The organism is Chromohalobacter sarecensis (assembly GCF_023061135.1).
Taxonomy (GTDB): Bacteria; Pseudomonadota; Gammaproteobacteria; order Pseudomonadales; family Halomonadaceae; genus Chromohalobacter; species Chromohalobacter sarecensis.
In genome coordinates this window covers 277908-295392 of sequence record NZ_JAKGAN010000004.1, presented here as the reverse complement: position 1 = coordinate 295392, position 17485 = coordinate 277908, and the positions used below count along the sequence as shown (strand labels likewise).

The window sequence follows — 17485 nt, the reverse complement described above, 5'->3', positions numbered from 1 at the left end:
TGGCAATTGAAGCCCTCACCCAACTACTGTATAAACACACAGAGATCAGCTTCGTTTCCGACGCCCGGAGGTTTTCATGCTGATACAGCTTGCCATTCGCGACTACGCCATCGTCGAGCGCCTCGATCTGGACCTTCACGACGGTATGACCGCCATCACCGGTGAGACCGGTGCCGGCAAATCGATCATGCTCGGTGCCCTGGGGCTATGCCTGGGAGAACGCGCCGATGTGGGCAGTGTGCGCCACGGCTGCGAACGCGCAGACATCAGTGCGCGCTTCGATATCGCCCGACTCACCGACGCCCGCGCCTGGCTCGCCGAGCGTGAACTACCGCAAGAAGAGGAGTGCTTGCTGCGGCGCGTCGTCACCGCCTCGGGGCGCTCCAAGGCCTGGATCAACGGCCAACCGGTTACGGTGAGCGACCTGAGAGCGCTCGGCGAACACCTCATCGAAGTTCACAGCCAACACGCCCATCAAGCGCTCTTGCGCGAAGAAACTCATCTACGCTTGCTCGACACCTATGCCGGCCAGACCGAGGCCGTGGTGACCCTCGGCGAACAGTTTCACCACTGGCGAGCATGCCGACGGCGACTGCGCGATCTGCAAGAAAGCGGCGATGAAGTCCAGGCACGGCGTCAGCTACTGCGCTACCAGGTCGAGGAGCTGGATCAACTGGCACTCGCTGAAGGTGAGCTGGAAACGCTGGAAGACGAACAGACTCAGTTGGCCAATCTCGAGGAAGTCCTGGGTGACGCCCAATTCGCCGCCGACTGTTGCGATCAGGACGAGCACGGCGCGCTGTCATTGCTGCATCACGCCAACACCCGCCTGGGAAACGCCCCCGAAAAGGCCCAACGCCAACTGGCAGATGCCCTGGCCATGCTGGGCGAAGCGCAGATCCAGATCGAAGAGGCGGCGCGCGAGCTGCATCGCTTCGTCGACACCACCGAGCTCGACCCTCAACGCTTGGCGGAAGTCGAGAACCGCCTCGGTGAAGTGCATCGCATCGCGCGCAAGCACCATGTCATGCCCGAGGAACTGCGCGGCCTGCATCAACGCCTGAGCAACGAACTGGCGAGCCTCGAAGGTGGCGAGCATGATCTGGAAGCGCTCAGCGAAGAAGTGGAGCAGGCCCGCGATGCCTATAGAGAGCAGGCACGGGCGATCAGCGAGGCACGCCTCGAAGCGGCGCGCGACTTCGGCGAGGCCGTGCAGGCGCAACTGGCTTTCCTGGGACTGGGCAAAGCGACCTTCGAGGTTGCCATTTCGCCGCGCGAGACACCTCAGGCCGAAGGGCTCGACCAGGTCCGTTTCATGATCAGCGCCAATCCCGGCCAGCCATCACGCCCGCTGAGCAAGGTGGCGTCGGGCGGCGAGCTGTCGCGCATCAGCCTGGCGATCCAGGTCGTCGCCGCGCAGCATAGCAGCGCTCCCAGCATGGTCTTCGATGAAGTCGATGTCGGCGTATCCGGCGCCATCGCGGAAATCGTCGGCCAGCTACTGCGGCGACTCGGCGCCCAGGGACAGATCCTGACCGTGACGCATCTGCCGCAAGTCGCGGCCCAGGCGCATCATCATCTGCATATCGAAAAGCGCGCCGAACACGATACGACCCTGACGCACATGGCACTGCTCGACGATGCCGGACGCGTACGCGAATTGGCCCGCATGCTCGGTGGCGTCAAACTATCTGATCGTACATTGGCGCACGCCCGCGAAATGCTCGATGCAAGCCAGCACGCCCAGCACTGAGCCAACCTGGCTCCAACTCTATAGCCGTGCTCGACGACGAGGGGCACGAAACGACGAAACCGGCCATGAAGGCCGGTTTCGTCATCGGTGCACGCTAGCTACTCAGGCTACTTCTTGCCGGGCCCCGAGCCTTCCTGGCGTGTCACGCTGGACCCCTTGGGGCGTACGTAGAGCACCAGAGCATGGTCGACGAGCTCGAAACCGTGCTCCTCGGCGATCTCACGTTGACGCCGCTCGATGGTGTCGTCGAAGAACTCGATAATTTCGCCGCTTTCCAGACACACCATATGATCATGGTGCTCTTCCTGCGACAATTCGAACACGGCATGCCCGCCATCGAAATTGTGACGAATCACCAGCCCCGCCGTCTCGAACTGAGTCAAGACACGATACACAGTTGCCAGACCGACATCGTCACCTGCGTCGAGCAGAGCCTTGTAGACATCCTCGGCGCTTAGATGGTGTTGGTCCTGCGTACTTTCGAGAATTTGCAGGATCTTGACACGCGGCAAGGTGACTTTTAGCCCCGCCTTGCGCAGTTCATGGTTCTGATCGGCCATGGTTGCGGTTGCTCTTCGCAGTATCGTGGTAGGTCAGGTATGATCAACCCAGGCAACGATAGTGAATGATAGGCGCAAATGCAAAACATGATTAAAACAGTCACCTTTTCCGTCGCCCTGGCGCTCGTCAGCGGGTGCAGCTACGTCGGCGTTTACAAACGCGACCTGGCGCAGGGCAATCTCATCACCCAGGACATGGTCTCGCAACTCGAGACAGGCATGACCAAGGAGCAGGTACGCTATGTAATGGGCAGCCCCTTACTGCAAGGCCCGTTCGACGAGAATCGCTGGGACTACGTCTTCTACCTCGACGAAGCCTATGGCGATGTGGAAGAAAAGCGCGTGACGCTGACCTTCCAGAACGACAAGCTGGCCGACATCGAGCGTGAAGGCGACATTGAGAATAATGTCGACCTCTCGACTCAGAGTGGCCCCGGCCCGGCGGTGGAAGGCTCCGGTCCAGGCGACAACGCCCCCGTTGCAGGCCCCAGCTACGCACCGGAAGAGTAACCGCGTCGCCTCTTGCTCAGTCGTCTCCCCGAGCCCGCGCCAAACGCGCTTGCTTGGGGTCGACCACCAAGGGACGATAGACCTCGACGCGATCTCCTTCCACTAGCGTATGCCGGTCCGGCTCACGCAGTGCCTGCCCATAGATTCCCAGTGGCGCATGACTGAAGAAGTCTGTCCCGCGCTCGGGAAACAGGGCCGGCAGGTCGGCCATTGCGACCACGTCGCGCGCCGACGTCCCCGATGGCACCGTGAGCGCAATGACATGCTGCCGATGAGGCTCCGCAAAGGCGACCTCGACGTTGACGCGCGTATGCGCATCGGTGTCACTGGCGACCATAAAGCGCATCCGCGCGACGCGTAAACGCGTCGACTAATTGGCCGGCCACTTGCTGAAAAAGCTTGCCAAACGCCATTCCCAACAGGCGGTTGGAAAATTCGAATTCCATTTCCAAGCTCACCCGGCAGGCCGACTCGCCCATCGGTGTGAACAGCCAGCGACCGTTGAGGCGCTTGAAAGGCCCCTCGGCCAAGGATAGCTCAATGCGCTCGTAGGGATAGAGATCGTTACGCGTGGCCAGCGTCTGTTCAACGCTTCCCTTGGCCAGAGTCATCTCACCTATCAGATAGCGCCCCTCTTCGTGCTCGATGACCCGTGCACGACGGCATCCCGGCAAGAATTCAGGGTAACTTTCGAAATCGTTGACCAGATCGAACATCGCCTTGCATGAATGTCTTACCAAGGCAGACCGGTTGACCGTAGGCATTCACCACTCCGCTGACTTTGTTGCGCCGTGCGCGTATGATGGAAGGTTAACGTCAAGGCCTTGAATGATATCACGCCTTACCCCATTTCATGGGGCAGCGGATTCGGCGCATCGTAATGTAGAGGTTCCATGGCCAAGAAAAAGGGCAATATAGGCTCGAGCACCATCGCGCAGAACAAGAAGGCTCGCTTCGAATACCATATCGACGAGACCTTCGAGGCTGGGTTGTCGCTGTCTGGATGGGAGGTCAAGAGCCTGCGTGCCGGCAAGGCACAGCTCACCGATACCTACATCCTGATCAAGAATGGCGAAGCTTGGCTGTTGGGCAGTCATATCACGCCGCTCACTACCGTGAGCACGCATGTGGTGGCGGACCCTTCGCGTACACGCAAATTACTGCTGCATCGCAAGGAGATCGCCAGGATCTTCTCGCGCACCCAGGACAAGGGGCATACGTGCGTGCCGCTGAAACTGTACTGGAAGAAGAACCTGGTCAAATGCGAGCTCGCTCTGGTGCGCGGCAAGAAGATGCACGACAAGCGCGCCACGGAAAAGGCCCGCGACTGGAATCGTGAAAAGGCCCGCATCATGCGCGCCCACTGAACGCGGCAAGGGCGCATTGAGAAAGGCGCATCGAGAAACAGACGCCTAGGCACGAAAAGCCGTGGCGATGGGGTTGAACTAGCCTCAAGGCATCCCAACCTGTTAGACTGTAAGCTGAACGGGGGCGACATGGCTTCGACGCCGGTGACAATCCCTGAGGTGCATGCCGAGAGCGTAACGTATCTCGTAAATCAAACGTTACGACTAAATAGTCGCAAACGACGACAACTATGCTCAGGGCGCGCTGGCAGCGTAACAACTGCTAGCTTCTAGTCCGGCCCGGAGGTGATGTGCCCATTCATCACCGATGGGATACGAGCTCAGACTGATGGGATCGCGGCTGGCTTTGTCCTCGCGTCAGCCGCTAAAACTTAGAGGAATCGCGTCGCTGGATCCTGCCCGTCGGAGCCAGAGGCGCTAAACTAAAAGACGGACCTAAGCATGTAGAGCCGATGGGTGAGTACCGGCGGACGGGGGTTCAATTCCCCCCGCCTCCACCAAACAAGGGTTTCAGGGCATATCAGAAAGTGTCACGAGACCAGCAAACAAGGGCCTTCGGGCCCTTTTTTGTTGTCAGGACATATCATCCCATACCTTGTAATATCACTATCTTTGGGGACATATCGTCATAGCGCCCCATCAGATCGGCAGGAAAACCGCCACACGGGCAATGGCAGAGAGTGAGGGACGCAAGCAGAGGAGATATTGCCGCAGAGTTTGGGGCACATGGCTACTATCACGCCACGAGGTGCCGCTGCGGAAAGCTGGCAGGCAGGCCGTGTGTGAATGTACAGCTGCCTTTCCTGCATCACCACACGCGACGTGAGGTACTGAATGACTTCTGCGTGGAACGATTCATCGATGGAGCGTCCCATCCCCACGCCGCACCCGTATTCGCCAGCCAGGCTGACATGCCGAATGCGCCCATTCCCTTTTGTAGCTTTTAGGCTACAATAATGGCAATGATTGAGCTGACGCATTACCTCACCGCTGACGGCCATGATCCCTTCCAAACCTGGCTGGATGCTACCAAGAGCAAGGATCGTCAGGCTGCCATGCGCGTACTGACACGCCTCAACCGCTTGGTTGCTGGCAATGCTGGCGATACCAAAGCCGTGGGTGATGGCGTGCTGGAGCTGCGAGTCGACTACGGCCCTGGCTACCGCGTGTATTACGCCAAGGTGGGCAGACGCCTGGTGATGCTGTTAATCGGTGGGACCAAGAAGCGCCAGCAGGCCGACATCGAACAGGCCAAGGCGTTTCTGGCCGACCACCGGAGGAGAGTGCGAAGATGAAAAGCCACGACGATGCCGTGATCGAGATGCTGCGAGAAGACCCGGCCATGGCCACAGAGTACCTGCGGACCGCCTTCGATGAGCTGGACGAGGACGGCGGGGAGACCGCTTTTCTGATTGCCCTGCGCCATGTGGTCGAATCCCAAGGCGGCATGGCTGCGGTCGCGGAGAAAGCCAAGGTATCGCGGGAAAGCCTGTACCGGGCGCTGTCTCCCAAGGGAAATCCGACCCTGAGAACCATGACCGCCGTTATCAAAGCGACAGGGGTGCATTTCCATGACCTGACCTCTTCGCGTCAAGCCGGGTAGCATGCTTTGTATGGGGGCGTATCTGGGGGCATATTTTCGCAAGCCCACAGAATAACCCTTCCATATCGGCGATATATACACACTTTCAATTGGACCCCGCCTCCACCAAACACCGAAAAAGCCAACCCTGAGGGGTTGGCTTTTTTCGTTTCAGGACCAAGTGGCCTTGGGCTTAGCCGAGGTGGCTTACGCGTCTGGCAGCCACTCCTGGACCATGTCCTGATTGTCCTCGACCCACTGCTTGGCGTTTTCGTAGGGATCGGAGTCTTCTTCCTGGTTCATCAACATGACTTCGCCCATGTCTTCGGCGGTCCACTCGAAGGCATCCAGAATGGCATAAGCCTCCGGCATGTCCTCCTTGAGATCCTGGCGCACGATGGTATGGATCTGCTCGGCGCCGCCATAGACATTCTTGGGGTCATCCAGGTACTTGAGATCCCAGCGCGCGAACATCCAGTGCGGCGTCCAACCGGTCACCGCGATCTCTTCATCGTTAGCGATGGCGCTTTTCAGCGCTGCCGTCATGGTGGCACCGCTTCCGCTTTGCAGACTCAGGTCAAGGTCGTATTCATCGATGACCTTGTCGGTAAGACGCATGATCCCAGCGCCCGGGTCGATACCAGTGAGCTTGTTGTCGAAGTCCTCGGCGTGCTCATTGAGATCCGCAATCGAATCGACCTCACTATAGGCCGGAACCACCAGCCCCAACTTGGTGCCATCCAGGTTGACACCCGTATCGACCAGTTGGTCCTGAAGTTTAGCGTAGTAATCCTCATGCGTGGTGGGAAGCCACCCGGCCAAAAAAGCGTCGGTATCACCCGTCGCCACGGACTGCCACATGGCGGCGGCGGACAGCGAGGACATTTCAACCTCGTAACCGGCTTGTTCGAGCACGGCCCGCATCACGTTGGTAGAGGCAACCGTAGAAGACCACTCGACATACGATAGATTAACGGTGCCCTTGTCCTGAGCCTGCGCAGTGGAGGCCGCCAGACCAGCACCGGCAATCAAGGCCAGTCCGGCGAGACGCATCGATGGCTGAATCATGAGAGTTCCCTTTATTGGAAGTGTATCTTCAAGCATGCCGAGAAGCGGGAGTCGATGCAAATCGAGGCGCTGCCGTGCATGAGGCAACGCCATCAAGCCGATTCCTTCCATGTATGACTAAAGTTCACGACAATACTGACTCGTACAATTATGGTACAAAAAAGCATGCAACCGTTATCATCATGCTAACGGTGGCCCATGACTCATGCGCGACACTTGGCCGGCGAAACGCTGCATGCATCGCTCGACGCTCGGCAACGAGCCACCTAGTGTTAGTATTGATAGCAAATTCATCATGAACGATGTGGCTGCGTGCCACTCATTTCTTACAAGGAGGTTCCCGCGTGCCGACTCTACGTCTCGATACGTGGCTCAGCCGTTGGTTGTTGCTGTGTCTGCTATTCGTGATGGCGCCGGCCCTGGCTCAACAGGACGCGACGCCCACGGACGGCGACTCCCCCGCCTATTCGACACTGGCCGACATGCTCGAGAACGAGCAGACCCGACAGACGATCATCGATCAACTACGTGCCCAGGCAGCTCAGGAAAACGCCCTGGATGTCGAAGGCGCATCTTCTCCCGAGGAAATCGCCGACGCGGCACCCAGCAGCCAGACGGCTGAGGAGGTCTCCTTCCCTCGCCGCCTGGCCGACTCCACCAGTCATATCGCGGGTAATCTGGGCGGTCAGTTCAAGAGCCTAGGCGCAGCCCTGGTCGGCTTGTTCACCAGTAGCGATGCCAGCGCCAGCGGGCCCGGCTTCGATACAGGCGCGTTCCTGATCGCCGCGCTCAACTTCGCACTGGTAGTCATCGGCGCCTTCGTAGCGTTGTTCGTCCTGCGACGTCTTGCATCGCCGCTGTTTGGCAAGCTCAGCCAATGGTCATCGCAGCGCACCGAAAAAAGCGCCTTGCTGCGTACCATCGTCGCAGTGGTGTTGGCCGCCATCGTGGATGTCGTCGTCGTCATATTGGCTTATCTCGTTGGCAATTTGGTGGCGACTTTCGCTATTGGCGAGGCGGGCAGCATGGAAACGCGCTTCTCGCTGTTCCTGAATGCCTTCTTGATGATCGAGCTGTTCAAGGCCGCGCTGCGCATGCTGTTCTCGTCGCATTACGATGGCCTGCGCCTGATGCCCATCGCCTCGCCACAAGCCTCGTATTGCAACGCTTTTCTCGCACGCCTGGCGGGCTTCATCGGTTATGGCATGTTGGTGGCCGTTCCCATCATCAACTACAACCTCTCGCCGGCGCTCGGTCAGGGACTCGGCACGCTGATCATGCTACTCGCGCTGATCTACGCTGCCACGGTGATCCTCAAACACCGCATACCGCTACGCGATGCCCTAATGCAACGCGCCGACAACGCGGATATGAGCGCCACACGCTTCGCGCTACGCCTACTGGGACGCATCTGGCACCTCCTGGCCCTGGCCTATGCATTGGTGGTCTTCGCCGTCACCGTACTGCACCCGGAGACCGCCCTACCCTTCGTACTGCTGGCCACGCTCAAGACCGTCATCATCGTCGGCATCGGCATGCTGGTCTCGGGGGTACTCACCCAGTTGATCGGTCGCCGCATTAGCCTTTCCGGAGACATCCAGCGTCGCCTGCCGCTGCTGGAAAAGCGTCTCAACGCCTATGTGCCGACCACCCTCAAGGTGATTCGCGCGGTCATTCTGATCATCGTGGCAATGTGCGTTCTCAGCGCCTGGCAGGTCTTCGACCTCGCCGCCTGGTACGCCTCCGAGGCCGGCGCTCATACCGTGGGCACTACGCTGAACGTGATCATCATCCTGCTGGTGGCCATCGCCGCCTGGATCGGACTTGCCAGCCTGATCGAGCATCGCTTGAACGCCGATGCCGGCGCCGGAGAACCTTCGGCCCGCGCCAAGACACTGCTGTCCCTGTTCCGCAACGCCCTGGCGATCGCCCTGATCACCATGACGGCGATGATCATATTGGCCGAAATTGGTATCAACATCGGCCCGTTGATCGCCGGTGCCGGGGTCCTCGGCCTGGCCATCGGTTTCGGCTCACAGAAGCTGGTACAGGATGTCATCACCGGGGTATTCATCCAGCTTGAGAACGCCATGAATACCGGCGATGTCGTCACCGTAGGCGGCACCACCGGGACGGCGGAACGCATCAGCATCCGTTCGGTGGGTATTCGCGATCTCTCGGGCACCTACCACATCGTGCCGTTCTCTTCGGTGGATACCGTCTCCAACTACATGCGCGAATTCGGTAACCACGTCGGCGAATACGGTATCGCCTATCGCGAGAACATCGACGATGCCATCGAGCAGTTGCAGGCCGCCTTCGACGCGCTCAAGGAAAGCGAGCACGGCTACAAACTGCTTGAGCCGCTCAGCGTGGCAGGTGTGATCGCGCTGGCCGATAGCTCGGTCAACATTCGTGTGATCATCAAGACCACGCCGGGCGATCAGTGGGGCGTGGGGCGTGCCTACAACCGCTTGGTCAAGATGTACTTCGACGCTGCCGGCATCGAGATTCCGTTCCCGCACACCACGCTCTATTTCGGGCAGGAAAAGGACGGCAACGCACCGCCCGCCAACCTGCGCCTCATGCAGCAGGCCTTCAATATCGACGGCAGCCCTGCCGGTCAACCCAAGACCCAGGACATTACGCCCGACGCTGCGAAGGCGTCCGAAGCGACCACCCAGAAATATTCTCAGCCGGACCGTGACAACGATCCCGACCCGGATGAGGGTCGCTGATCTTCTTCTCAACCTCGACGCAAAAGGGCCGCCCCGAATGGGGCGGCCCTTTTTTTCGACGGCCGGTTTGTCGACGGCCGGAAGCCACCAGGCTACATCACTGCATCGTCACCAGCATGATCGCGCAGAGTACCGCCGTCACCCACATGGCAGGCTTGATCTCGGCCAGACGCCCCGTGCACAGCTTGATCGCCACGAAGCTCAAGAACGCGAAGGCGATGCCCAGCGTGATCGAGTACGTCAGCGGCATGACGATGATCGCCAGAAACGCGGGGAAGGCCTGATCCATCTTCTGCCACTCGATACGCCCCACCGGTGCCAGCATGAAGACCCCTACCATGACCAATGCCGGCGCGGTGGCAATCGCCGGCACCAGCGACAACAGCGGCGACAGGAACAGGAACGGCAGAAACAGCAGACCACAGACGACGCCGACGATCCCCGTGCGTCCGCCTTGGGCAACGCCCACCCCGGACTCGATGAAAGTCTGCGCAGCACTGGTGCCCAACGGGGCGGCGATCATCGAAGCGAAGGCATCCACGGTCATTGAGCGCTTGAGATTGCGCGGCTGGCCGTTGTCATCCTTGAGATCGGCGGCTTCCGAGAGCGCCAAGAAGCATGACAGCGCATCGAAGAAGTTAGTGAATAGCATCACGAAGATGAACGGCCAATAGGCGACCTTGAGTGCGCCCCATAGATCCACCTGCCACATGACGCTGAAATCCGGCCATGCCGCCAAACCACTCCACGCCACGATCACATCCGTGCCCCACAGGCGTCCCATGGGTATCGCCACCAGTGTGGTGATGACGATGCCAAGCACCAATGCGCCGTTGACACGCAGCGTGACCAGAACCGCCGTCAGCAGCATCCCGGCGATGAAGGTGATCAGCGCCGGATCCAGCGCTCCTAGCGATATCAGCGTAGCGGGATCGTCGACGACGAAGCCGGCGTTCTTGAAGCCGATGAAGGTAATGAATAACCCGATGCCGCAGGTGATGCCGTAGCGCAGCGAATCGGGAATCGCCTCGACGATCGCCTTGCGCACGTTGAAAAATGCCAGCAGCGCAAATAGTACGCCCGACCAGAACACACAGCCCAGCGCGACTTGCCAAGGCAGGCCCGCCCCCTGCACCAGGGTATAGGCGAACAGCGCGTTCATGCCCATGCCGGGCGCGACGAGTATAGGGTTACGTGCGTACAACCCCATCGCCAGACTGCTGAGGAAGCTGATCAAGACGGTCGCCGAGAGTCCCGCCGAGAAGGGAATGCCTGCATCGCTCAGGATCGAGGGGTTAACCACGATGATGTACATCGCCGCGAGAAAAGTCGCCAGGCCCGCTAACAGCTCGGTACGCAGGGTCGAGCCGTAGCGGCGGATGCCGAAGTAACGCTCCAGGGCGCCGTCCTGTTGCGGGGTCGATGACGTGGCGGCACGTCGGTGGGGAGTCTGCGCCATGATGTCGTTCCTATGTGTGTCATTGTTGTCATGAAGGACGTTCTAACGTTACCCATATCTTGACCAATTGGACAAGGGCATAGAAACACTAACGGCCCACAGACCACCCCGATAAGGCGCCTGCAGGCCGCGATTCGCCCCTTCATGACGGGCGATAAAAAAGGGCGCCCGCAGGCGCCCAGGAGAGCAAAAAACGTTGGCTAGCGCGTGCGTTCGCTAGGCTGCGGTAACGCCGGCAACGAGCGATCGAGCAACTCCACGCTCTGGCGATAGAAGAGCTGGCTCTTCTGATGCTCGCCCAAGTTGGCGTAAAGCCGTGCCAGCTCGGCGCATACCACCCCGCTGGGACGCTGGCGCTGGCTGGCTTCGAAATATTCCTGCGCCTTGCCCCAATAAGCGTTGCGTAACGATAAACGTCCCAGACTCAGCAGTAAATCGGGATCGTTGGGACGTTCCTGCAACCATTTCTCGGCATACGCCAACTGACGCCCGGCATCCACGTTGAGCAGGCCATAACGCAGCACCAGGCGCGTATCCCAATGCTCCTTGAGGGAATGCCGCAGCAAGCGCTCAGCCATCGCTTCTTCACCGTCCTTGACCAGCGCCTCGGTATACAGGACCACCAACTCGACATCGCTACGCAGATAGTCGGGCATGTCGGCCCACAGGTTGCGCACGCGGTTGGCATCGGCATTGGGCTGGCGCTGGACCGCCTGCAGGATCAACTCGCGATAGGCACGCTGCTCCAGCTCGCGGCGCTCTTCATCGGTGATCAATTGCTGCTTGTCGAGCTTGGGCAGCAAATGACGCAGCCCCTCCCAGTCATTGACGCTGAGATAGGCCTGACGCAGCAGCTTGAGCACTTGCGGGTGATTGGGCAGCTGCTTTTCGAGACGCGTCAGCGTCGCCAGCGCCTCCTCGAATTGCTGGCGATCGAGCATCAGTTGCGCTTGCACCATGCCCACCGCGTTATCAGCCCCCTCGGTGCTGTGATGGGCGCGCTTGAGTAGCGTATCGGCATGCTCGAAACGCCCCTGATAATGCGCCGCCAGTGCCGCGGAAAGGTAATTGACCAGCGGCGTACTGGAATCGTCCGCCGCCTTGACCAGATCCCTCTCGGCACGCTTCCAGCGGCCTTCAGCGAGTGCCACCAGGCCTCTCACGGTGCGCTTCATGGCATTGCGGTTGCGCGTGCGGCTATTCCAGACCTTGAGCCGGCTTACCGGGCGACGCAGCCGATGTAGGACGCGCAGTAGGAAATGCAGGGCCAGAAACACCGCCAGCAATATCACCAAGCCCAGCCAGAACGAGGTCTGGATCGAGGTATCGCCTACGCGCACCAGCCAGTAACCGGGCATCGACTGCATCAACTGGCCGAATAGCGCGCCGACGGCCAGCCCCACGACGATGAGAAGAATCAGCTTTCTCATTCACTGTCTCCTTCGTCGCTCTGACGTTGCTCGCTACCACCGTCATCGTTGCCATTCTGGAAACGCTTCTCGATGAAGTCCTTGAGTGTCTGCTGTGACTCGCTGATATCAGGCAACTCGGGCCGAATGGTCTTGTCACGCAACGACTCGAGACGCTCGAGGGAATTTTTCACCGCATCGCGTTGCGTATCGTAGTAGCGGTCGATCAGGGTAATCGCCTTGTCGAGGCTGGCCTGGTAGAGCTTCGGCTCGGTCTTGAGCAAGGCCAATTGCGCCTGCTCGAGCAAGAGACGCACGTTCTGCCGCAGGTAAGATTCCTGCTCGGGCGTCACCAAGGCCTCCAGCGCCTCATCGTGACGGCGTATGACGACGAGATCCTTGAGCTCGCCGCCCAGACGGGAAAGCTGTTGTTGCCAGCCGCCCTCGAGCGAGGAGTCGTCGCCGTTCTGCGCGGCCATCTCTTCCACGTCCTGCTTGAGCGGCAGACCCGCCAACTGCTCTTGCTGCGCCATCAATGCCAGGTACAGCCCGGTACGATCCACTGTGGGCACCGAATCCAACGCCGCCAGCTCGGACTGAATCGCCCGGCGCACCGGAATCAAGGCCGGGTTGTCGGCATCGGTCAAACGCTCATCGGCGGCCTTGAGCAACGCCTTGGCACCCTTGACGTCGCGCTCGAGCTGCAAACGCTGATTGGCCAGGCGCAGCAGATACTCGGCCTCGGCATGCAGCCATTCACGCGGGTCGGCATCCTGCTCGTCAGCCAGCTCGGAGAGTACCTTGTCGAGATTTTTGTCGATGTCTTGACGATAGTCCTGAAAATCTCCCTGCAACGATTCGAACGCTTGTTCCCGCTGGTCGAGACGCTCACGCAGTGTGTCGAGGGTCTGGGCGTTCTCGTCGCCGGCGCTGGCCAGTTCGGCCTGCTGCGCCTGCAAGCGCTTCCAACCATATCCCAGCCCCAGCGCCACGACGATGGCCACGATCACGGCGATGATCAGCGCCACGATGGCCAGGCCACGCCCGTTGCCACCACCGCCTTGCGACGCTTGCGCGGTGGGGGACGAAGCGCCGTTACCGCTGCCGCCGGCCTGGGCCTTTCCCGCACTCTTGTCCGGGGTGTTCGTGGCTTTTTGCTGGGACTTGGTGCCCTGCTGGTTCTTGGCGCCACGTTTGGCGGTGGACGACGCTGCACCGGTTGCGGATGTCGTCTCGCTTGTCTTGCGCGACGCATGGTCGGTCTTTTGATCCGCCTTCGGCGTCGCGTCGGAGGAAGTCTGAGACGCTGCGGCGCCGGTCGTCGATGCCTTGGACGACGCGGCGTCCGCCGCCTTGTCCGAGGCACCGCGCGTCTCGTCGGCTACCTCGCCGTCGGTGTCGGCCTTGTGAGTCTCGGAGGAGGCCGGCGACTGAGGCGCCTCGTCGGCGGATGTCGACGCATCGGTGGGCGTGTTCTTGTCATCCTGATCCTGTCGTTTGCTCATGTGTCGCTAGCCCTTTTCTCAAACTCATCGTGATCAACGTCGGCGCGTCACGTGTCGCCTACTTCCTGTACGGCGGTCACCAAGGCCTCGGGCGTCGCGCCCTGCGCCACGTGTAACGAAGCGAAGCCCATCGTGTCTGCCAGTGTAGCCAAACGCTGACTGGAAACGATTAGCGGTTTGTTCAACGCCGCCTGTCCGCACCAGATAACCAGATGCTCGAGCAATTCGCCACTGGTCACGGTCATCGCCGTGAAATCGCCGGTGGCGAGCCAGTCGGCAGCGGTCGCCTCCGGCGCCGTATAAACGCGCCGATAGAGTGCCAGCTTAGTGGCGCGTGCGCCACGCGCCTCGAGCGTCTGTCCGAGCAGTTGACGCCCGCCCATTCCGCCGACAACCAGCACCCGCTGGCCGTCGAGCCGGGCCAGCGAGCGCATCGCCAACAGCGCCTCGCTGGTCGTACCCAGGCCGGGATCGGGCACACTCGCCTTGATGTCCAGGCCACGGTAAAGCGTCGTCGCCGTGGCCACACCCAGCGCATAAAAACGCGGCCCCTGCGGCAATTGCGGCCAATAACGATCGAGCCACTCGACCAGGCACTCGGCGGCAAAAGGGCTGGTCACGACCACCACGTCGTACTGATCGACATCCAGCAAAGGCCCGCGCTTGACCTCATCGACGCCGAGCGGCTGCAAGTCCATCAATGCCGGACGGGCGGGCACGAATCCCGCCTCCGACAAGGCCTTAGAAAGCCGTTCGCCGCCTTCCCCGGGGCGCGTCACCAGGATGCGTGACGCGGCGCTCATTCCTCCTGGCCGTACACATCCGCGAGAATCTCGCCGGCGCCTTGATCGAGCAGCGACTCGGCGATACGCACACCCAGCGCTTCAGGCTCGTCGGCCGAGCCACGCCCCTCGGCGCGCAACACATGCGAGCCGTCCGGATCCCCGACCAGTGCCCGCAGCCATAACGTGCGGTCGCCATTCTCGAGCACCGCGTAGCCGCCGATGGGTACCTGACAACCACCATCCAGGCGTGTGTTCATGGCGCGTTCGGCGCGCACTCGAGTCGCCGTCTGCGCATGATCGAGCGGCGCCAGAACCTCGAGCAGCGTTTCATCGTCATAGCGACATTCGATACCCAACGCGCCCTGCCCGCAGGCCGGCAGGCTGACTTCCGGCGGCAGTTCCTGGGTGATGCGGTGGCCGAGTTCGAGCCGTTCGAGCCCCGAGGTGGCGAGGATGATCGCCTCGAATTCGCCGGCATCGAGCTTGCCCAAACGTGTCTGTACGTTGCCACGCAGGTTGAGCACCTCCAGATCGGGGCGCGCTTCCTTGACCTGCAGGCCCCGGCGCAGGCTCGAGGTGCCTACGCGCACGCCCTCGGGCAAGGCATCCAGAGTGGTGTACTCGTTGGAGACGAAAGCATCCGTCGGTGCGCTACTCTCCAGAATCACCGACAGCCCCAGCCCTTCAGGGAAGTGCATCGGTACATCCTTCATCGAGTGCACGGCGATATCGGCGCGTCCATCCAGCAGCGCCTCCTCCAGTTCCTTGACGAAGAGCCCCTTGCCGCCGACCTTGGACAGCGGCGAATCGAGAATCTTGTCGCCGCGCGTGGTCATGGCGACCAGTTCCACCTCGAGCCCGGGATGTAGCGCCATCAGCCGAGCCTTGACATGCTCGGCCTGCCATAATGCGAGACGGCTCTGTCGGGTGGCGATGCGCAGTGTCTGCATGGCGGGCATTGGACTCTCCTCAATGGGCGCACACCTACTTCGGCGGCGGGGATGACTATCATCATAAAGCAGTCCCCGGTCGAGGAAAAATCCCGTCCTCAGCGTTCCCGCGCCTTGTCCCGCCTCGCCAGCGGCGCCGACTCTGGTACACTCAGGGCATCATCATCTCGACCCAGCAGGACGCCACGCCCGATGAGCAATACGACCAACCAATCCTGGGGCGGACGCTTCAGCGAACCTACCGATGCTTTCGTGGCACGTTTCACGGCTTCGGTGGCGTTCGACCGTCGCCTCTATCGTCACGACATTCGCGGCTCCATCGCCCATGCCACCATGCTCGAACGTGTCGGCGTGCTCACCGTCGATGAGCGCGAGACCATCGTGCAAGGCCTCGGCGAGATCGAGCGAGAAATCGACGCCGAGCAGTTTCCCTGGTCGGTGGAACTCGAAGACGTGCACATGAACATCGAGGCTCGGCTGACCGAAAAAATCGGCATCACCGGCAAGAAGCTGCATACCGGGCGCTCGCGCAACGACCAGATCGCCACCGACATCCGGCTTTATCTGCGCGACGAGATCGATGTCGTCGCGGCCGAACTCTCTCGTCTGCGCGAAGGGCTGATCGAGCTGGCCGCGCGCGAGGCCGATACCATCATGCCCGGCTTCACGCACCTGCAGACCGCCCAGCCGGTGACCTTCGGCCATCATCTGCTGGCCTGGCAGGAAATGCTCGCTCGCGATCACGAACGCCTGCTGGACTGCCGTAAGCGCGTCAACGTGATGCCGCTGGGCGCCGCCGCACTGGCCGGCACCACTTATCCCATCGACCGCCACGTTACCGCCGAGTTGCTGGGGTTCGAGCGCCCCGCCGAGAACAGCCTCGACGCGGTCAGCGACCGCGACTTCGCCATCGAATTCGGCGCCTTCGCCAGCGTGCTGTTGATGCACCTGTCGCGCATGAGCGAAGAACTGGTGCTGTGGACCAGCGCCCAGTTCGACTTCATCGACCTGCCCGACCGTTTCTGCACCGGCTCGTCGATCATGCCACAGAAGAAGAATCCCGACGTGCCCGAGCTGGTGCGCGGCAAGACCGGCCGCGTCTATGGCCACCTGATGGGCCTGTTGACGCTGATGAAGTCGCAGCCGCTGGCTTACAACAAGGATAATCAGGAAGACAAGGAACCGCTGTTCGACACCCTCGACACCGTGCAAGGCTGTCTCAAGGCGTTCGCCGACATGGCACCGGCCATCGAGGCCAAGGCGGACAACATGTTCGAGGCCGCGCGCAAGGGCTTCTCCACCGCCACCGACCTGGCGGACTACCTGGTGCGTGCCGGCGTGGCCTTCCGCGACGCCCATGAGATCGTCGGTCAGGCCGTGGCGCTGGGCCTGCGCGAGCAGAAGGATCTGTCGGAGATGTCCCTCGACGAATTGCGCCAATTCTCCGACGCCATCCAGGCCGACGTCTTCGAGGTGCTGACGCTGGAAGGCTCGGTGGCGGCACGCAATCACATCGGCGGCACCGCACCGGATCAGGTCCGCGCTGCCGCCCAGCGCGCCCGTGACGCGCTCGCTACGCTGCGACAGGAGGCATGATGCGTTTACTTCCGATACTGGCCGCCCTCGGCATCGCCCTGCTCACCCTCGCCGGTTGCGGCCAGAAGGGGCCGCTCTACATGCCCGATGACGAACAGGCCAGCGAGCAGTACGATCCGGCGGGCGCCTATGAAGACGACGCCGACCAGGGCGAAGATGACACTGACCAAGGCCAGGACGACGCCTCTTCCCAATCCGACAGC

Annotated in this window: 16 protein-coding genes, 1 other RNA gene and 1 pseudogene; 9 read left to right on the top strand and 9 right to left on the bottom strand. The window is 61.1% G+C overall.

The window, feature by feature from the left end; all coding sequences use genetic code 11:
• Window positions 1-76: 76 nt before the first annotated feature.
• Window positions 77-1753, top strand: coding sequence for a DNA repair protein RecN (gene recN / locus L1071_RS08885; protein ID WP_246972846.1), 1677 nt, complete (start codon window positions 77-79; stop codon window positions 1751-1753).
• 107 nt (window positions 1754-1860) lie between these two features.
• On the opposite strand, the gene fur is transcribed toward recN, so the two are convergent.
• Window positions 1861-2313, bottom strand: coding sequence for a ferric iron uptake transcriptional regulator (gene fur, locus L1071_RS08880; RefSeq protein ID WP_040239960.1), 453 nt, complete (start codon window positions 2311-2313; stop codon window positions 1861-1863).
• Between the two features lie 87 nt (window positions 2314-2400).
• On the opposite strand from fur, the gene L1071_RS08875 reads away from it, so the two are divergent.
• A complete protein-coding gene (locus tag L1071_RS08875; protein ID WP_425531235.1) occupies window positions 2401-2823 on the top strand; it encodes an outer membrane protein assembly factor BamE in 423 nt (140 codons plus the stop codon).
• A gap of 16 nt (window positions 2824-2839) precedes the next feature.
• Here L1071_RS08875 and L1071_RS08870 read toward each other — a convergent pair whose 3' ends face one another.
• Window positions 2840-3160, bottom strand: coding sequence for an RnfH family protein (locus tag L1071_RS08870; RefSeq protein WP_246972822.1), 321 nt, complete (start codon window positions 3158-3160; stop codon window positions 2840-2842).
• The gene (locus L1071_RS08865) at window positions 3147-3587 is read right to left on the bottom strand and encodes a type II toxin-antitoxin system RatA family toxin (protein WP_246972819.1); all 441 of its coding nucleotides are present in this window, start codon (window positions 3585-3587) and stop codon (window positions 3147-3149) included. The genes L1071_RS08870 and L1071_RS08865 overlap by 14 nt, the downstream gene beginning before the upstream one ends.
• A gap of 129 nt (window positions 3588-3716) precedes the next feature.
• On the opposite strand from L1071_RS08865, the gene smpB reads away from it, so the two are divergent.
• The 4 genes from smpB (at window position 3717) to L1071_RS08845 (ending at window position 5793) form a co-directional block, all read left to right on the top strand.
• Window positions 3717-4190 carry an SsrA-binding protein SmpB gene (gene smpB, locus L1071_RS08860; protein ID WP_246972817.1) on the top strand — a complete coding sequence of 158 codons (474 nt, stop codon included), beginning with the start codon at window positions 3717-3719 and terminating at the stop codon, window positions 4188-4190.
• A gap of 120 nt (window positions 4191-4310) precedes the next feature.
• Window positions 4311-4690: a transfer-messenger RNA gene (ssrA, locus tag L1071_RS08855) on the top strand.
• Window positions 4691-5146: 456 nt separating this feature from the next.
• Window positions 5147-5485 (top strand): type II toxin-antitoxin system RelE/ParE family toxin, encoded by a 339-nt coding sequence (locus tag L1071_RS08850; RefSeq protein WP_246972814.1) that lies wholly within the window; start codon window positions 5147-5149, stop codon window positions 5483-5485.
• Window positions 5482-5793, top strand: coding sequence for an addiction module antidote protein (locus tag L1071_RS08845; protein WP_246972804.1), 312 nt, complete (start codon window positions 5482-5484; stop codon window positions 5791-5793). The genes L1071_RS08850 and L1071_RS08845 overlap by 4 nt, the downstream gene beginning before the upstream one ends.
• A 186-nt stretch (window positions 5794-5979) precedes the next feature.
• Here L1071_RS08845 and L1071_RS08840 read toward each other — a convergent pair whose 3' ends face one another.
• The gene (locus L1071_RS08840; protein WP_246972801.1) at window positions 5980-6840 is read right to left on the bottom strand and encodes a glycine betaine ABC transporter substrate-binding protein; all 861 of its coding nucleotides are present in this window, start codon (window positions 6838-6840) and stop codon (window positions 5980-5982) included.
• A gap of 344 nt (window positions 6841-7184) precedes the next feature.
• On the opposite strand from L1071_RS08840, the gene ybiO reads away from it, so the two are divergent.
• Window positions 7185-9578, top strand: coding sequence for a mechanosensitive channel protein (gene ybiO, locus L1071_RS08835; RefSeq protein WP_246972799.1), 2394 nt, complete (start codon window positions 7185-7187; stop codon window positions 9576-9578).
• Between the two features lie 97 nt (window positions 9579-9675).
• Here the strand turns inward: ybiO and L1071_RS08830 are convergent, their stop codons facing one another.
• From L1071_RS08830 to hemC, 5 genes are all read right to left on the bottom strand, one after another.
• On the bottom strand, window positions 9676-11037 hold the full coding sequence (locus tag L1071_RS08830; RefSeq protein WP_246972794.1) for an NCS2 family permease: 1362 nt from the start codon (window positions 11035-11037) through the stop codon (window positions 9676-9678).
• A gap of 200 nt (window positions 11038-11237) precedes the next feature.
• Window positions 11238-12467 carry a heme biosynthesis HemY N-terminal domain-containing protein gene (locus L1071_RS08825; protein WP_246972791.1) on the bottom strand — a complete coding sequence of 410 codons (1230 nt, stop codon included), beginning with the start codon at window positions 12465-12467 and terminating at the stop codon, window positions 11238-11240.
• Window positions 12464-13951 carry a uroporphyrinogen-III C-methyltransferase gene (locus L1071_RS08820; RefSeq protein ID WP_246972775.1) on the bottom strand — a complete coding sequence of 496 codons (1488 nt, stop codon included), beginning with the start codon at window positions 13949-13951 and terminating at the stop codon, window positions 12464-12466. Before L1071_RS08820 ends, L1071_RS08825 begins: the two co-directional genes overlap by 4 nt.
• Before the next feature lie 47 nt (window positions 13952-13998).
• Window positions 13999-14754, bottom strand: coding sequence for a uroporphyrinogen-III synthase (locus tag L1071_RS08815; RefSeq protein ID WP_246972773.1), 756 nt, complete (start codon window positions 14752-14754; stop codon window positions 13999-14001).
• A complete protein-coding gene (hemC, locus tag L1071_RS08810) occupies window positions 14751-15695 on the bottom strand; it encodes a hydroxymethylbilane synthase (RefSeq protein WP_246972771.1) in 945 nt (314 codons plus the stop codon). The genes L1071_RS08815 and hemC overlap by 4 nt, the downstream gene beginning before the upstream one ends.
• A 183-nt stretch (window positions 15696-15878) precedes the next feature.
• Between hemC and argH the strand changes: the two genes are divergently transcribed.
• Together argH and lptM are read left to right on the top strand one after the other, a co-directional pair.
• Entirely contained in the window at window positions 15879-17282 is a 1404-nt protein-coding gene (argH, locus tag L1071_RS08805) for an argininosuccinate lyase (protein WP_246972765.1), read from the top strand.
• A pseudogene (lptM, locus tag L1071_RS16260) lies at window positions 17282-17392 on the top strand (LPS translocon maturation chaperone LptM); the annotation flags it as partial. The gene argH and the pseudogene lptM, both read left to right, overlap by 1 nt.
• Window positions 17393-17485 lie beyond the last annotated feature (93 nt).

Excerpts from the sequence above, each read along its gene's own strand:
- argH (WP_246972765.1), top strand. The coding sequence starts at position 15,879 with ATGAGCAATACGACCAACCAATCCTGGGGCGGACGCTTCAGCGAACCT.
- recN (WP_246972846.1), top strand. The coding sequence starts at position 77 with ATGCTGATACAGCTTGCCATTCGCGACTACGCCATCGTCGAGCGCCTC.
- L1071_RS08870 (WP_246972822.1), bottom strand. The coding sequence starts at position 3,160 with ATGGTCGCCAGTGACACCGATGCGCATACGCGCGTCAACGTCGAGGTC.
- L1071_RS08815 (WP_246972773.1), bottom strand. The coding sequence starts at position 14,754 with ATGAGCGCCGCGTCACGCATCCTGGTGACGCGCCCCGGGGAAGGCGGC.
- L1071_RS08850 (WP_246972814.1), top strand. The coding sequence starts at position 5,147 with ATGGCAATGATTGAGCTGACGCATTACCTCACCGCTGACGGCCATGAT.
- L1071_RS08825 (WP_246972791.1), bottom strand. The coding sequence starts at position 12,467 with ATGAGAAAGCTGATTCTTCTCATCGTCGTGGGGCTGGCCGTCGGCGCG.
- L1071_RS08875 (WP_425531235.1), top strand. The coding sequence starts at position 2,401 with ATGATTAAAACAGTCACCTTTTCCGTCGCCCTGGCGCTCGTCAGCGGG.
- L1071_RS08820 (WP_246972775.1), bottom strand. The coding sequence starts at position 13,951 with ATGAGCAAACGACAGGATCAGGATGACAAGAACACGCCCACCGATGCG.
- smpB (WP_246972817.1), top strand. The coding sequence starts at position 3,717 with ATGGCCAAGAAAAAGGGCAATATAGGCTCGAGCACCATCGCGCAGAAC.
- fur (WP_040239960.1), bottom strand. The coding sequence starts at position 2,313 with ATGGCCGATCAGAACCATGAACTGCGCAAGGCGGGGCTAAAAGTCACC.
- L1071_RS08830 (WP_246972794.1), bottom strand. The coding sequence starts at position 11,037 with ATGGCGCAGACTCCCCACCGACGTGCCGCCACGTCATCGACCCCGCAA.
- hemC (WP_246972771.1), bottom strand. The coding sequence starts at position 15,695 with ATGCCCGCCATGCAGACACTGCGCATCGCCACCCGACAGAGCCGTCTC.
- L1071_RS08840 (WP_246972801.1), bottom strand. The coding sequence starts at position 6,840 with ATGATTCAGCCATCGATGCGTCTCGCCGGACTGGCCTTGATTGCCGGT.
- L1071_RS08865 (WP_246972819.1), bottom strand. The coding sequence starts at position 3,587 with ATGCCTACGGTCAACCGGTCTGCCTTGGTAAGACATTCATGCAAGGCG.
- L1071_RS08845 (WP_246972804.1), top strand. The coding sequence starts at position 5,482 with ATGAAAAGCCACGACGATGCCGTGATCGAGATGCTGCGAGAAGACCCG.